The organism is Nannocystis bainbridge, from assembly GCF_028368995.1.
GTDB lineage: Bacteria > Myxococcota_A > Polyangia > Nannocystales > Nannocystaceae > Nannocystis > Nannocystis bainbridge.
In genome coordinates this window covers 1,261,722-1,277,040 of sequence record NZ_JAQNDL010000002.1, presented here as the reverse complement: position 1 = coordinate 1,277,040, position 15,319 = coordinate 1,261,722, and the positions used below count along the sequence as shown (strand labels likewise).

10 protein-coding genes are annotated in these 15,319 nt (G+C 71.9%); all 10 read right to left on the bottom strand.

Annotated elements, in window-relative coordinates:
* Window positions 1–695: 695 nt before the first annotated feature.
* The gene (gene scpB, locus POL25_RS22675; RefSeq protein WP_272088226.1) at window positions 696–3,797 is read right to left on the bottom strand and encodes an SMC-Scp complex subunit ScpB; all 3,102 of its coding nucleotides are present in this window, start codon (window positions 3,795–3,797) and stop codon (window positions 696–698) included.
* Window positions 3,798–3,822: 25 nt separating this feature from the next.
* Window positions 3,823–7,008 carry a segregation/condensation protein A gene (locus tag POL25_RS22670; protein WP_272088225.1) on the bottom strand — a complete coding sequence of 1,062 codons (3,186 nt, stop codon included), beginning with the start codon at window positions 7,006–7,008 and terminating at the stop codon, window positions 3,823–3,825.
* A gap of 28 nt (window positions 7,009–7,036) precedes the next feature.
* Window positions 7,037–7,771, bottom strand: coding sequence for a site-2 protease family protein (locus POL25_RS44475; RefSeq protein WP_272088224.1), 735 nt, complete (start codon window positions 7,769–7,771; stop codon window positions 7,037–7,039).
* Window positions 7,772–8,160: 389 nt separating this feature from the next.
* Window positions 8,161–9,222, bottom strand: coding sequence for a site-specific tyrosine recombinase (locus POL25_RS22660; protein ID WP_272088223.1), 1,062 nt, complete (start codon window positions 9,220–9,222; stop codon window positions 8,161–8,163).
* Window positions 9,219–9,620 carry a response regulator gene (locus tag POL25_RS22655; RefSeq protein ID WP_272088222.1) on the bottom strand — a complete coding sequence of 134 codons (402 nt, stop codon included), beginning with the start codon at window positions 9,618–9,620 and terminating at the stop codon, window positions 9,219–9,221. Before POL25_RS22655 ends, POL25_RS22660 begins: the two co-directional genes overlap by 4 nt.
* Window positions 9,617–10,537, bottom strand: a complete 921-nt coding sequence (locus POL25_RS22650) for a GAF domain-containing protein (protein WP_272088221.1) — start codon at window positions 10,535–10,537, stop codon at window positions 9,617–9,619. The genes POL25_RS22655 and POL25_RS22650 overlap by 4 nt, the downstream gene beginning before the upstream one ends.
* Window positions 10,538–10,580: 43 nt before the next feature.
* Complete coding sequence (cheB, locus tag POL25_RS22645) at window positions 10,581–11,702, bottom strand: chemotaxis-specific protein-glutamate methyltransferase CheB (RefSeq protein WP_272088220.1); 1,122 nt, start codon at window positions 11,700–11,702, stop codon at window positions 10,581–10,583.
* A 10-nt stretch (window positions 11,703–11,712) separates the two neighbouring features.
* The gene (locus POL25_RS22640) at window positions 11,713–12,570 is read right to left on the bottom strand and encodes a CheR family methyltransferase (RefSeq protein ID WP_272088219.1); all 858 of its coding nucleotides are present in this window, start codon (window positions 12,568–12,570) and stop codon (window positions 11,713–11,715) included.
* Window positions 12,567–14,603, bottom strand: coding sequence for a HEAT repeat domain-containing protein (locus POL25_RS22635; protein WP_272088218.1), 2,037 nt, complete (start codon window positions 14,601–14,603; stop codon window positions 12,567–12,569). Before POL25_RS22635 ends, POL25_RS22640 begins: the two co-directional genes overlap by 4 nt.
* The gene (locus POL25_RS22630; protein ID WP_272088217.1) at window positions 14,600–15,307 is read right to left on the bottom strand and encodes a response regulator transcription factor; all 708 of its coding nucleotides are present in this window, start codon (window positions 15,305–15,307) and stop codon (window positions 14,600–14,602) included. The genes POL25_RS22635 and POL25_RS22630 overlap by 4 nt, the downstream gene beginning before the upstream one ends.
* Window positions 15,308–15,319 lie beyond the last annotated feature (12 nt).

Here is a 15,319-nt window from a genome sequence, read left to right as displayed (position 1 = left end):
TCCTTGTGGCCAGCCCGCCCCGTGGGCTCGGTCCTGTCCCTTCGGCCAGCGCGACCCGTGGGCTCCGCTCTGCTGCCACGGACGGCCTGCCCCTTGGACTGCCCCCGGCCGGCCCTGCCTGCGGACTCCGACCTGTCCCCACGGACAGCCCGGCCCGCGGACTCCGACCTGTCCCCACGGACAGCCCGGCCCGCGGACTCCGACCTGTCCCCGCGGACAGCCCGCCGCTGCGCGGTCTCCTCAGGACGCCCGCCCCGGGTCCGCGTCCCGCCGTCGCGGTCGGCGCCCGCGGCCGTGCCGCCGCGCCCGCGCCCCGGCGCGCCTGTGCCACGGGACATGTCCTTTCGAACATGCTCGCCACGACCTGGCGCATCGGACCTGCCCTTGCGGCCAGCCGACGCGCCGTCGGTCTCCGCGCCCTCGGCACCCCGGCGCCCCGGCCTGTCTCGCCCTGCTGGACCTGCGCCGCCTCGGGTCTCGCCCCCGGCACGCCCGCGCCCTGCGGCTCCGGCGGGACGAGCTCGTCCCGCGCCGCCCTTGCCCGCGGGTCGCTCGGCCCCTGCCGCGTCTCGGCGGCTTTGTGGCTTGCCCTGATTTCGGGCGCCCTGCGACCGCGCGGCGGCCTTCGTTCCACTGGCCCTGCCCTGGTTGGTCGTTCGCTTCATGCTCGCTGCTCCTTCGCGCCGCCTCGCGGCTCAATTCTCGGCATCTTCATCCTCGGCCCCCGGCTCGCGCGGCTTCCGACGAGGCGTGACCGCCCCGTCGAATGCCTCGCGCTCCTCGGAGCCCTCGTCGGCGAGCTCACGCTCGCCGTCCTCGTCGGCGAGCCCGTGCTCACCGTCCTCGTCATCTTGTTCGGCGCGATCCGCCGGCTTGCTGGCGCTCGCGTCCTCGTCCTGCTCCGACGCGGCATCCCCTGACATGTCCTCAGGATCATGTTCGCTGAGCTCGTCGGCGTCCACTCGCGTCACGAATTCATCGTCGAGCTCGACCCGCCGATCGGTGATCGCAGCGGTCTCCTCCTCGTCGTCGCTGGGCGCGGCTTCAAGGGCGTCGTCGCGGTTCAGTCCCGGTCCTTCTCCCTCTTCCGCGGAGCCGGAACCGCCATGCGTGTCGTCGCCCGACTCGGGGGCTTCTTTCCGATCGCCATCCACTCGCGCAGCCGCGTCGTCTGGATCAGCGTCGTCCGCGGCTGATTCGCTCGTCACGCCGTCGTCCTCAGCGCCGTCGTCAGAGTCGCTCGCCACGTCCGCGTCGTCTGTAGTCTCGACTTCCGAGTCGCCCGCCACGTCCGCGTCGCCCGTGGTCTCGACTTCCGAGTCGCTCGCCACGTCCGCGTCGTCGGCAGACTCGTCGTCCGAGCCGCTCGCCGCCTCCGCGTCGTCCGCCGGCTCATCGTCCGAGCCGCTCGCCGTCTCCGCGTCGTCCGCGGGCTCGCTCTCCGAGCCGCTCGCCACGTCCGCGTCGTCCGCAGTCTCGAGCTCCGACTCGTCCGCCGCGTCCGCGTCACCGCCGGCGGCATCCTCCGAGACCGAGTCACTCACCGCATCCGCTTCGCCAGACGCGTCTTCCGAGTCCGGCCTCGAGGCCGCCTCACTCGCCGCGTCGCCACCAGACTCGTCCTCCGAGTCCGGGTCCCTCGCCGCGCGAGCGTCGCTCACAGCGTCAATCGTACCGGGCTCCCCCGAGTTATCCGACTCGCCCGCGTCCTCCGCGTCGCCACCGGACTCGTCCTCCGAGTCCGGGTGACTCGTCGCGTGCTCGTCGTCGATCGCATTCTGAGCCCGCGAGTCCTCCGGCTCTCCCGCCTCATCCGCATCGACGACCGTGCCGAGGCTCTCCGAGTCCCCCGTCGCCGCCGCGTCGTCGGCCTCATCCACCGTAACGGCGTCCCGCGCGTCACGGGTCGCCCCCGCGTCATCCGCATCGCCGACCGTGCCCACACCATCCGTATCGTCGGGCGGACGCTGTTCTCCCGAGCCACGCGCTCCTGCGGTTTCGTCCGCATCCGCTGGGCTCAGGTCGTGGGAGCGACTCGCGCTGCCTGCATCATCCGCGGCTTCGCCCGTACCGGCGCTCGCCGCCTCACCGCTCGCCGCGTCTTCCGCCTGCTCGCCTGAGGCAACGACGCCTCCGTCCTCGCCCGTCTCCGCAGACTGCGGGCTCGCATCTTCAAGCTGCGACGCGCCCGTGCTCGACGCTTCGCCGCCCGCACCTTCCCCGGCCGCGCCCCCCGGCACCTCCGCACCTGTCCCCGGGGTCATGTCCTCTGGGACCTTTCCTTCGGCACCGGCGAACCCCAGCACCTCCTGACCCAGCGCCTCTGCGATCTGCAAGTCACCGAGGCGCTCGCGCACGGTCGCCTTGGATTCCTCGGACAGATCACGGAAGTCTCGCAGCGTCGGCAGGTCGCGCAGCCCACGGAGATTGAAGAACTCGAGGAACCGCACGGTCGTCCCGTACAGCAGCGGGCGCCCCGGCTCGTCCTTCTTGCCGACGATCTGGATCAGCTCGCGCTCGAGCAACGACTTCAACACCGCGCCGCTGTCGACCCCGCGGATGTCATCGATCTCCGGACGAGTCACCGGCTGTCGGTAAGCCACGATCGCCAGCGTCTCGATCTGCGTGCGGCTCAGCTTCGCCGGCTTCGCCTGCAGCATCTTCTGCACCCACACCGCGTTCTCCGGGTGGGTGCGGAACTGGAACCCGCCCGCGACCTGCGCGAGCACCACCCCGCGCGAGCTCGTCACGTCCAGCAGGTGACGCAGCGCCAGCTGGATCTGCCGCTGGCTGGTCTCCTGCAGCACCTTGCGCAGGTCCTTCACCGACAACGGCTTGGCCGCCGAGAACAGCAGGCTCTCGAGGATCGACACCAGCCGCGCCGATGCCTCGCCCTCGATCCCGCGCAGGTCGTCGTCGGGGTCGATCGGCAGCTCGTCGCTGAGCACCACCCCCGGGGTGGCGGCCCGCGGCGTCGAGGCGGCAGCCAGCGCCGCCGCGATCGCATCCTCCGGACCTGCTCCTTCGGCCAGCTCGGCCGCAGCCTCACCCGTTGCGCCCGAAGGATCCTCCACCCGGGCATCGTCGCCGGCGCCCGGGGAATCTGTCCCTTCGGACACCTGCGAATCGGACGAACCACTGCCCTCGCTCCCTTGCGAAGCGGCTGCCTCCTCGGTCGCCCGCGACGCATCACCCGAGACCACGGCTGACGCGTCGTCAGCGTCTAGCGCTCGCCCCTCGCCAGATCCAGAAGCACCTGTCTCATCGGCCAGCTCCGATCCCTCGACCGTTGCACGTTTCTCGTCGCTGCCCTCGCCCTCGTCCGGCCCGCTAGCGGGTGCAGTCGACCCCGCTTCGACCTCGCTGTCTTCGCCGACGATCCCATCGCCCGCGCTCGCTCGGTCCTTGCGGCCCCGCCGGCCCTTCCGCGGTGGCTCGCTATCCGCGGTCGCCTCGCTGGCCGCGCTCTGGCTGCGCGCAGCCTTGCGACCGCGGCGGACGGGGCGCGACGGCGCCTCGCGCGTCTCTTCCTCGGAGGCTGGCTCACCGGCCTCCGCAGCTTCATCGCTCGCCCCTGCCTCTGCCGCGTCCTCGACGGGTCCCTCCTGCGCCACCGCAGAAGCATCCTCGTCCGTCACGTCCTCCGCGGCGTCGACCTCGGCCTGTGCAAGCTCGTCGGGTTCGGCCTCCGGCGCCTCCGCCGTCGGCTCGGGCGCATCGGCCTCGACCGCCGGCACGCTCTCGCCCGCATGCACCCGCGGAGGGGCCTTCAGGCCCGTCTTGCGCGGCTTCACCATCTCCTACCCCCTGTCACGGCCGCCGTCACTGCGCGTCATCCTCATCGTCATCGACGTCGCCGAGCTCGCGGCCCCCGAGGCCCTCGCCGGTGTTGAGGAACAACCCGCCGGCCTCTTCTTCGTCGCTGTCTGAAAGGACAGCTTCTTTCTCGTCGGTCGTCTCGCGCCCGGCGTCGGCTGGATCTCCCGCCTCGCCGTCTTCGGGGACCGCTTCGGCTTTCCGAACCGCGACATCAGACATGTCCTCAAGGACATCTTCGCGCCGCTCTCCGGCAGCGACGTCCGCCGCATCTCGCTCTCCGTCGGCGGGCTCCGCGACTTCCGTCGGCACGACGGCATCTGCCGTCACGACATCTTCGTCGCTAGCAACTTCCGGCAGCAGCGCCTCGGCCAACCGCTCCGGGACGCTGTCAGCGACATCCCCCGTATCGACGACCGGGTCTTCGCCCGCATCCGCAAATCCGGCCGCCTCCGTCGCCACGTCTGCGACAGTCACGGTATCGCCGTCAGCCGCTCCAGCGGCCTCCGTCGCGTCCCCGCGCGCCATGGCACCTTCGCCGGCATTGGAGGATTCAGCTCCCTCCGTCGCCGCGTCGGCGATGACTTCGTCCGCGGCGAGCTCCTCGCCAGCGAAGCCCGCATCCTCCGCCACGCTCGCGTCACTCCGGGATTGCTCCGGCAGTTCCTCGGCGGCCTCCGTCACTGCGTCGGCAAAGACTTCGCCCGCGACGGACTCCTCGCCAGCGAAGCCAGCATCGATCGCCGCGCCCTCGAGGCTTTCAACATCCTCCCGCGGCTCCTCGGTAGCTCTGACCGCGACGCTGCGAGCAACGGCTTCAGCCGACGAACCTTCCTCAGCAACCAGGAGGCGCTCGCCCGCCGCGGAGCCGGATGCGTCCTCGAGGACATCCAGGTCCGCCCCTGCCGATGCGCGTCCGTCGCTATCTTCCTCGGCGAAGTCGGCCGGCAGGGCCTCGAGGTCCAGCTCGCCACGCGGCGACTCTTCGTCCGCTGCGCCCGAAGGCTCACCCGACTCGCTTGCTGCTGCCTGGTCGTCGGCGAGCGGCATGTCCCCGAGGACATCCTCGGCCCTCACCGACGCGGCCGGCTCATCGCCCGCTCTCCAGCCAGTACCAAGGCCCCCCTGAGCGAGCGCCTCGTCTGCGACCCCAGCATCGGCCCCCGCGCTCTCGTCGCTCTCGGATTTCTCCTGTGGTTCCTCCGCAGCTCCGACCGCGACGCCGCGTGCAATTTCTTCAAAGAAACCTTCGTCTTCAGCCGAAAGTCGCTCGTCACTCGCTATGACGGAGGTGTCCTCAGGGACATCCAGGCCGCCGCCCTCTTCCGGCTCGCCGAACGATGCGCGTCCGTCGCCCTCGTCCTCGGCGACATCGACCGTCAGCACCCCGAGGTCATCCTCGCCGCGCGGCGATTCTTCGTCCTCAGCGCTCGACAGCTCGCCCGACTCGCTCGCAAGCTCCGCGATCAGCCCCGATTCGGTCGCTGCTGCCGTGTCGTCCCCGAACGGCATGTCCCCAAGGACATCCTCGGCCTCCACCGACCCGGCCGGCTCATCGTCCGCTCCGGAGAGACCCTCGAGGCCCTCCGCGACACCTGTGTCCGGCAACGCCTCCGAGACATCCTCGATTGCGACCGTCTCGTCCGTCGCAGCCAGCATGTCCTCAAGGACATCTTCGGCCTCCAGCGAATCCCCGGGCATCTCTCCGCCCGCACCCGCGACAAGGCCATCTTCAGGACCCGCGGACAGATCTTCGCCCGACGCATCAGCACCCGGCATGTCCTCGAGGGCATCCTCGGCCGCAGTCGACATGTCCCCGAGGACATCCTCGACTCCGCCTGGCTCCCCCGAGATCGACATGTCCCCGGGGACATCCTCGCCCACCGCCGTCGCCCCGGGCTCCAACAGTTCCTCGCCGGCCCGCTGCTCCTCCGCTTCGTCCGCGCCCCGTCCCCACCGGCTCACGTGCTCGCGCGGCGGCTCGGCGCTCGACCCCTCGACGATCACGAAGCGCTCGTCCGCCGTCTCCTCGATCGCCTCGTCCCTGTCCTCGAGCACAGGCCGGCGGCCCTCGCTCCGGCTGCGTCGCGGCGCCGGGCGTGGCTCGTCGTCATACTCGCTCGCGGCGTCGTTCGCCGCCACATCCTCGCTCTCGTCCGCGTAGCCGACGACAGGCTCCTCGGGCTCTTGCACCGACGCCAGCGCCTCCGCCAGCAGCGCGGCCTCCTCGACCGCATCGAGCTCCGCCTCCGCCGCTGCGCGCGACGCCCCGGTCTCGCGCGGCTTCGCCGGCGCGCCTTCCTCTTCGCCGGCCTTTGGCTTCGGCGCGCCGAAGCTCTCGTCCTCGTCGTAGTCGGCCAGCGCCGCCTGCGTCTGCTCCGCGGACGCGCGGCGGTAGATCCGGATCGTCGTGCTGTCGAGCGGCTGCTGCACCCCCGCCACCCCGAGCTTCACCATCTCGAGGATCGACATCAGGGTCACTACCACCATCGCCCGCAGCTCCCGCTCGCTGCCCCAGGTGCGGTTCAGGAACAGCTCTTCGAACTCGAAGTGCGGCTTCTCCTCGAGGATCAGCGCCAGCTGCTTGATCCGCTGGGCCACCGTCACCGCCTCGATCTGGACCTCGTGGGTCGACTTCACCTTCGCGCGCGTGAGCACGCGGTAGTACGCCTCCGCGAGGTTGAACAGCGACACCGGCGCGAGCCCCGGATCGACCGGCGGCATCACCAGCTCGGCGCCGCGAGCGAACACGTCGCGGCCCGACATCGGCAGCGAGTCGAGCTCGGCCGCCGCCTGCTTGAACCGCTCGTACTCGACGAGCCGGCGGATCAGCGCCTCGCGTGGGTCCTCGCCCTCGTCTTCCTCGCTCTGACCCGCCTCGCCGGCGCGCGGCTCGGGCGGCAGCAGCTCGCGGCTCTTCAGGTAGGCCAGCGTCGCCGCCATCACCAGGTAGTCGCCCGCGATCTCGAGGTCGAGCTGACGCATCACGTCGAGGTACGCGAGGTACTTCTCGGCGACGAACGCGATCGGGATGTCGAGGATGTCGAGCTCGTGCTTGCGCACCAGGTGCAGCAGCAGGTCGAGCGGGCCCTCGAACACCTCGAGCTCGACCGAATAGACCGGGCTCGAAGGGCCTTTGCGCTCGCGCGTGCGAGGAGCGCCCTCGCCGAGGCCCGTGCTTCCCTGCTCCATCGCCCGCTCTTGCTCGCTCTCGCCCGCTTCAGCGCCCCAGCAGCTCGGCGAGGGCGGCGAGCCAGCGGACGTCGACGAGGGCCATGGTCTTGTACGCCAGCTGCATCACCGGCTGAAAGATCATGGCCAGCGCGGGTGACAGCAGCAGCGCCAGCAGCAGCGCCCAGCCCCACTTCGCCAGGAAATCGTCGACCGCCTGCGCGCGCGACGGGAGCAGCCACGCCAGCACCTTGCCGCCGTCCAGCGGGTGCACCGGCAGCAGGTTGAACACCGCCAGCGTGATGTTCATGATGAAGAACAGGCCGAGCACCCCGAACACGCTGGCGTGCGCGTCGGGGCTGACGCCGCCCGCCACCAGGCCCAGGACCAGCAGCGCCACCAGCAGCGCCTGCAGGATGTTCGACAGCGGCCCCGCGAACGCGACCAGCGCCATGCCACCGCGCATGCTGAGCTTGCGGTTGTAATAGCGGGGCTGGGTGTTGACGGGCCGGCCCCAGCCGAACAGCGGCGCGTGCGTCAGCCCGGCGAACAGCGGCAGGGCGATGGTGCCGATCGGGTCGGCGTGCGCCAGCGGGTTGAGGGTCAGGCGACCCTCGCGCCCGGGCGTCGGGTCGCCGAGGCGGTCGGCCGTGTAGGCGTGGGCGAACTCGTGAACCGCCGTGGCGAGCACCAGGCAGACGACGAAGACCAGCATGCGCCGGACGTCGGCGGCCTGGACGCCGAGCAGACCGAGCACTGCAATTTGGGAGAAGGCGCGATCCACGGCGAGAGGCCCGCGAGAGCGGGACCCTACAAAATTACCGCCCGCGCCCGCCCGAGTCAAACCTCGGGCCCCCGCGCTCGCAGACCCGGCCCCCTGGCGGCGTGAGCCGGCGCAAATTCCGGCCCCGCCGCCCCGTCCGCGCCCGCCGACACGGAGCATACATGACCGATCGGACATGCCCGTTCCGCCATGTCCATTCCGCCATCTCGCGGCCACGTGTCCCGGCGTCGCGCACGGCTCTGGCCGTCCGGCCGCCGCTCGCGCCTCGAACACCTCACGCCCATCCCCACGCTCGCGGGCTCACGATCGTGAGCCCGCCCCGGCAGCGCGCCCCCGTCGTGCGTGCCGGCGGGTCCTCGCCCATCACGCCGCTCGCGTCGGCGCTGCCTTCACGCCCGCGGGTGGTGCCGCTTGTGGCGCTCGCGCAGGTGGTCGCGCGTCACGTGCGTGTAGATTTCCGTCGTGGCGATGTCCGCGTGCCCGAGCAGCGCCTGCACGGCGCGCAGGTCGGCGCCGCCCTCGAGCAGATGCGTGGCGAAGCTGTGCCGCAGCTTGTGCGGCGAGATCGGGCGCGTGATGCCGGCCGCCAGCGCGTGCTCCCGCAGCTTGAGGAAGAAACCCACGCGCGACAGCTTGCCCCCACGATGGTTGACGAACACCCAGCGCAGCGAGCCGCGCACCAACTCCGGTCGTCCGCTCGTCAGCCACGCCTGCAGCGCCGCGATCGCGGGCGAGCCGAGCGGCACCAGCCGCTGCTTGTCCCCCTTGCCGGTGAGCCGCACAATCGCTTGATCGAGGTAGAGCCGATCGAGGGTCAGATCGAGGGCCTCGGAGATCCGGCAACCTGTCGCATAGAGCAGCTCGAGCAGCGCCGTGTCGCGCAGCGCCAGCGGGCCGTCCTGCCCCGGCGCGACCAGCAGCGCCTCGACCTCGCCGCGGCTCAGCAGCTCCGGCAAGCGCTTGGGCAGCTTCGGTAGGCGCAGCGCCTGGGCCGGGTCGACCTCGAGCTGGCCCTCCTCGCGCAGGAACCGAAACAGCCCGCGCACCGCCGTCAGCCGCCGCGCCTGGCTGCGCGGCGACAGCCCCGCCTGCGCCAACCCGACCGCGAAGCGCAGCAACAGCGCCGGCGACACCGCCGCCAGCGCCTCGACCTCCGCCGCCTCCGCGTGGGCCGCGAACGCCTCGAGGTCGCCGCCGTACGCCAGCAGCGAGTTGGGCCGCAGCCGCCGCTCGACCTTCAGGTGCTCGAGGTACGCCTCGATCGCCCGCGCGAGCGAGCCGCCCTCCGCCTGTCGTTTTGGACCTGTCCCTTCGGACCTGCCCGAACGACCAGCTCCCGGTCGCCCCCCTGCCTGTCGTTTCGGACCTGTCCATTCGGACCTGCCCGAACGACCAGCACCCGCCGCCTCGCCGCCGGCCCCGCGAGGCCCGGCGCGGCGGCCTGGGGTCACCGCTCCTCCAGGTTGAGGATCTCGCGCACCAGCTTGATGACCGCCGGGGCCTGGATGGGCTTGGTGATGTACGCGTTGGCGCCCAGCGCCAGCGCGCGCTGCCGGTCCTCGGCGGCCCCCTCGGTCGTGATGATGATGATCGGCACGTCCTGGTAGGTCTCGTCCGCCCGCAGGCGCTTGACGAGCTTCAGCCCGTCGAGGATGGGCATGTTGATGTCGGTGATGATGATGTCGAACTTGGTGCCCGACAGGCGGCGGAGCGCGTCGACGCCGTCGTCGGCCTCGACCACGCTGAGCTCCCGGATCCGCGACAACGCGAACACGATCATCTTCCGCATCGGTGGGCTGTCTTCGACCACCAACGCGTTGAGCCGGCGAGTTTGGGTGTCCTGGGTCATGATCCGAGGAGGTGTTCTACGGCCTGCCGCTGCAGCGCGACCGCCTTGGCGTGAGCCCGGATCCACGCCGACTCGATGGCGATGCCGGCGTGTTCGGAAATCATGGAGAGGAGGCTGTAGTCATTGTCCTCGAAGCCGGGCTTTTGCGCCAGAAACGCTTCGAGCCGCAGGACCGCGACGAGCCGCCGTCCACTGACCAGCGGAAGATACATGATCACGTCGTCCGACGCGTATGCGGGATCTCCGCGGGTCCACGGGCGTCCCCGCTGGACCATCTGCGCCGCGGGGCTCGCTTCGTCCATCTCGATCTCGACGAGCTCGTCCATCTCTCCGCCCTCGCGCGCGATCGGGAACAACACGCGCCGCTCCTCGTCGACGAGGTAGAGGGTGAAGGCGCCGACGCCGATGAAGTTGAGCAGGATCTCGGTGGTGGTCTGCAGCACGTCGCCGATCGTCCGCGACGCGTGGAACTGCAGCCCCGCGACGTACATCGACGCGAGGTGGTAGTTCTCGTCCTCGAGCTGGACCAGGCGATCGCGCAGGCGAGCGACCTCGCCGGCCGGCGCCGGCGCCCCCGCCTCCGCTGCAGCGCCCCGCGCCTTTTCGAGCTCGACGATGCGGCCGATGAGGCCTTCCATCACCGTGCCCGGCGTCAGCTCCGGTCGCGCCGGACGATCGGGTTGCGCTTCGTTGAGTTCGCCGCGCAGGCGTTCGTTCTCGGCGATGAGTTGGCGGACGAAGGCCTCCCCGCGTCCGAAAAATTCATGAAGTGCCGCCCGGGTCTTGTCGTGAAGGTCCCCCTGGCCGGCGTCCTGCGCACGCATCGGGGCGAAGGTATCACGCCTCAAGGCCGGACGGGCGCCCGCCGGCGCCAGCTCCTGGGGGTGATTTCGCATGACGAACTGCAGCGCCGCCATCGCGGGCTGCCCGCCGCCCGGCGAGCCCCGCAGCCCCCGGGCGCTACCGCGGCAGCTCTTCCGGCCGCGGTCGGCAGGCGTCTGCAAACCGCTGGATCGCCACCGGCAGCTCCTCGAGCGACAGCACGGAGTCGACCACGCCGGCGTCGATCGCGGCCGCCGGCATGCCCGGCATCACCGCCGTGTTCGGATCCTCGGCCAGCACCGTCGCCCCCAGCCGCTTGGCCAGCTCGGCCCCCTCGCGCCCGTCGCTGCCCATGCCGGTCAAGATCAGCGCGCAGAAGCGAGGCCCGAACAGGTCGGACACCGTCTTGAACAGCAGGTCGCCCGACGGGACGATCGTCGCCCCGCCCCGCGGCGGCCGCACGCGCACGCGCACGCCGGTCGGCCCGGCGTCGACCTCGAGGTTGGCCGCGCCCGGGGCGATGTACACCACACCCGCCTGCAGCTCCTGCTGATCGGTCGCCTCGCACACCTGGAACGAGCAGATCTTGTCGAGCCGCGCCGCGAACGCCCGGGTGAAGCGCGCCGGCATGTGCTGGGCCACGAGGATGGCGATCGGCAGCGTCACCGGCAGCGCGCACAGCAGCTGCTGCAGCGCGGGCGGACCGCCGGTCGAGGCCGCGATCCCCAGCACGCCGAGCGGCGGCCCGCGGCGCTTCTGCGGCTCGTAGCGGCCGCTGTCGAACGCCGGCACCTCGAGCGTCGACCGCTCGCCGCGCTGCTCGGCCAGGTGCTGCGCGCGCTGCAGCAGGCGGACCACGCTGAGGCGCCTTACCACGCGCAGCTTGGCCAGCAGGTCCTCCTGGATCGTGCGCAGGTCGGGGCCGATGTGGCGGCCCGGCTTGGCGATGAAGTCGAGCGCGCCGAGCTCGAGCGCGCGGAACACATGGTCGCGTTCGGCGTGGCCGCTGACGACGATCACCGGCAGCGGCTTCTTGGCCATCAGCACCCGCAAGAACGAGAAGCCGTCCATCTCCGGCATCTCGAGGTCGAGCGTGATGACGTCCGGCTGGAGGTCGAACACCATGCGCAGCGCCTCCTTGCCGTTGGAGGCGCGGCCGATGACCTCGACGCCCGGATCGAGCTCGAGCATCGCGGCGATCGTCTGCCGGTTGTAGGCCGAGTCGTCGACTACCAGGGCGCGCAGCTTATGGCCGTCCATCGCAGTTCCTCTAACCCGGCTTGCGATACACGAGGTCGTTGCTGAGGTTCACGAGGTCGAAGCGCCCCGGGACGCTGATCAGGCTCTCCGAGTGTCCGAGCAACAGGTAGCCTCCCGGCACCAGCGCGTCGTAGAACCCTTCGACCACGCGCCGCCTCGCCTGGCTCGATAAATACATCAGGACGTTGCGGCAGAAAATCGTGTCGATGGCGCCGAGCTCGGTGTACCGGGCGGTGTCGAGGAGGTTGAGGTGGACGAAGGTGCACATCCGCCGCAGCGGCTCGATGGCCCGCCACTGCCCGCTCGGGAGCGGCTCGAAGTAGCGCTCCCGCCGCTCCTCGGGGGTCGTGCGAAAACTGCTCGGCCCGTAGATCCCGACCTCGGCCGTCCGGACCCCGCGCAGGCTGATGTCGCTGCCGATCACCCGCGCCCCCGGGCGGGCGGTCTCGGCCAGCAGCGCGGCGATCGTGTACGCCTCTTCGCCGGTCGAGCAGCCGGCGCTCCACACCACGGGTGCGCGCGCCCCCCGTCGCCCGAGCAGCACCGGCAGGATCTCGCGCTCGAACGCGTCGAGCTGAAACTGCTCGCGGAACAGGTAAGTCTCGTGGGTCGTGACCCGCTCGATGCACTCGAGCAGCTCGACCGGCCCGCCGAGGTCGTAGCTGAGGTAGTGGTAGTACTCGAGATACGACCCGAGGCTCAGGTGGTCGAGCCGCGACGCCAGCCGGCGCTCGAGCAAGAACCCCGCGTCGCTGGCGAGCAGCACGCCGCAGTACTCGAGGATCAGCTCCGCCAGCAGCCGCGACTCCTCCGGCGTGATGCGCACGCGCACCGGGGGCTCGATCCCGCCGGAAGCCCGCGTGTTCACGCCGTGGGCGCTCCCTCGCCGTCGACCGCCGCCTGCTCGGCCGCGCGCGTCTCGAGCCGCGCCACCGCGCCCGCCAGCACCTTGCGCACCAGCGGATCCGGCTCGACGGCGTGGACGCGGCGCAGCGGGTGCAAGGCGGTCGTGTCGCCGCGCTCGCCCAGCGCCTCGGCGGCCGCCCAGCGGACGTCCCAGCGCGGGTGCTCGAGCAGCCCGAGCACCGCCGCCGTGGCTCGATGCCCGCGACAGCCGGCCAGCCCGCGCGCCGCCGCCTTCACGATCTCGTGATCGGGCGCGCGGCACAGGCTCATCAGCATCACCAGATCCTGATCGGTGCCCGAGCGGCTCAGCCCCGCGATCGCCTGGATCACCACCGCCGGCGCCGTGTCGGCCAGCACCACCTCGCGCAGCCGCGTCAGCGCGATCGGGTTGTCGAGCCCGACCAGCGCCTGCACGGCCGCGGCGCGCACCGACGAGCTCGGGTCACGGGACGCGGTCAGCAGCGCCGGCACCGACTCCGCCGCGCCGATCTGTCCCAGGCTGCGGGACGCCGCCGCCCGCACGCCCGCGTCCTCGTCTTGCAGCGCCAGGGCCAGCGCCGCCGCGCCCTCGTGCTCGCCGCCGATCTGGCCCAGCGCTCGTGCGGCCAGCAGACGCACGCCGACGTCGCTATCGCCGAGCCGGGCGATCAGCGGCGCCACGAAGCCGACGTCGCCGCCGCGACCGAGCATGCCGAACGCGCGGCACAGGTTGCGCAGCAGCGCCCCCCCGCCCGCTTCCGCCGGCAGATGCGGCGCGACCCGGGCGTGGCGCGACCCGAGCGCTCGCCCGGCCACCGCCGCGAACGCCACCGCCGCCGCCTCGCCCGCCGGACCCTCGAGCGCGAGCGCGCGGGCCAGCGGCGCGATCACCTCGAGCCCGCCGATCTTGCCGAGCGCCGTCGCGGCCATGCACGCCGCGTGGGCGTCGGGACCGGCCAGCGCCGCCGTCAACGCCTCGACCAGCCGCGGGTGCGTGCCCGCCGGCCCGAGCCCGCTCACCAGCAAGAACAGATCGCCGAGCGCCTCGGGGGCTGTCTGTTCGACCATGTCCACAAGGACAGGTACAGCCGCCGCCCCGAGCCCGGCCGCGAACTCGACCGCGCGCTCGCGCAGCTCCGGATCCGACATGGCCCGGAGGACATGCGCCAGGCTGCGCACGTCGCCGAGCGCCCCGGCCAGGGCCAGCGCCGCGAGCTTGACCTCGAGCTGGCGGTGCTCGACGAGCTCGCGGATCCGCTGGCGCAGCGGCTCGCCGTCGCGCTCCGCCAGCGCCGCCGCGACTGCCACCGGATCGCCGCGCAGCGACAGCGTCGCGTGCAGCCGCACCACCGCCACCGCCGCGGCCGCGCGCACCCCCGGCATCGGATCGCCCAGAAACTGCACCAGCTGGCTCGCCGCCGCCGGATCGCCGCTGTACCCGAGCACCGCCACCGCCGCGCGCCGCGTCACCGGATCGGCGAGCAGCCCGCTCAGCCGCGCCGGCGGCACCACCACCCCGAGGCGGGCCAGCGCGTCGAGGGCGAACATCCGCAGCATCTCCGAGCTGTCCGAAAGGACATTCGCCAGCGCGCGCTCGGCCTCGGCCCCGCCGAGCACCCCCAGGGCCGCGGCCGCCGAGGCGCGCACGTTGTCGTCGCCCGGGGCGCCGAGGATCGCCGCCAGCAGCGGCACGTCGTCGGCCCCGCCGACGTCGCCGAGCAGATCGACGACCATGCGTGACCCGACCCCACCGACCCGGAGTCGCCGGCGGATCGCCGGCACCACCGAAGGACCGATGCCCGTCAGCACCTCGTGGCACACCGAGCGGCGTGCCACCGAGTCCGGCGTCACCAGCCCGTCGAGCAGCTGTTCGACGAGGATGGCCAGTTGGTCCGGCGCGGGCGGCTGCTCGCGGACCGCCGCCAGCAAGTCGCGGGACGCGTCCTTGCGCTCGCGCCAGCGTTCGCTCCCGAAGAATTCGATGCAGCGCGCGAGATCGGAGCGGAGCGCGTTCATGAGGGCTCCCCGGGATCGAGGTTGAACATCCGCATCATGTCGTCGAAGGCGGCGCCGATCGGATCGACGCCCGGCGCCAGCGGGACCGGATTGATCTGGCGGAACAGCTGCCGCGCCGCCTCGAGATCGCCGGCCAGCAGCGCCCGGGCCTCGGCCTGCGTCGTGGCCGTGAGCACGCGATCGCCGGCGTACAGGATCAGGTCGGCGACGATCAGCTCGGACAGCCGCAGCGTGCGCCCGCGCTGCTCGAACAGCCGCTGATCGCCCTCGTCCTGGATCGTCGAAAGCACCGCCTCCGCCTCGACGAGCCCGGGCATCGCCCCCGGATCGCCGCCGAGCAGGTGCCACAGCTTGCCCGGCAGCTGATCGCCGAGGCGATGGATCTCGACGTAATCGTCGGCCCCGTACAGCTGGGTCGGGCGTCGCTTGTAGCTGGTCTTGCGGAACACCGACGCCACCAGCACGACCGCGGGGATCGGCGCCGGCAGCTCGGACTTCGCCAGCTGGATCAGCTCGTGACACGCCTTGCCGCCCGGCAACGCCACGTCGAGCACCAACGCGGCGAACATGTCGGCGCGCATCGCCTGCTCGGCCGCCGCCGTGTCCGTCACCGTCACCGCCACGAACCCCTGCGCCGCCAGCACCCGGCCGATCGCCTGTCCGAGCGCCAGCCGCTCGTGGGCGACCAGGATCTTGAGCCTCACCTGCGCCTCGCT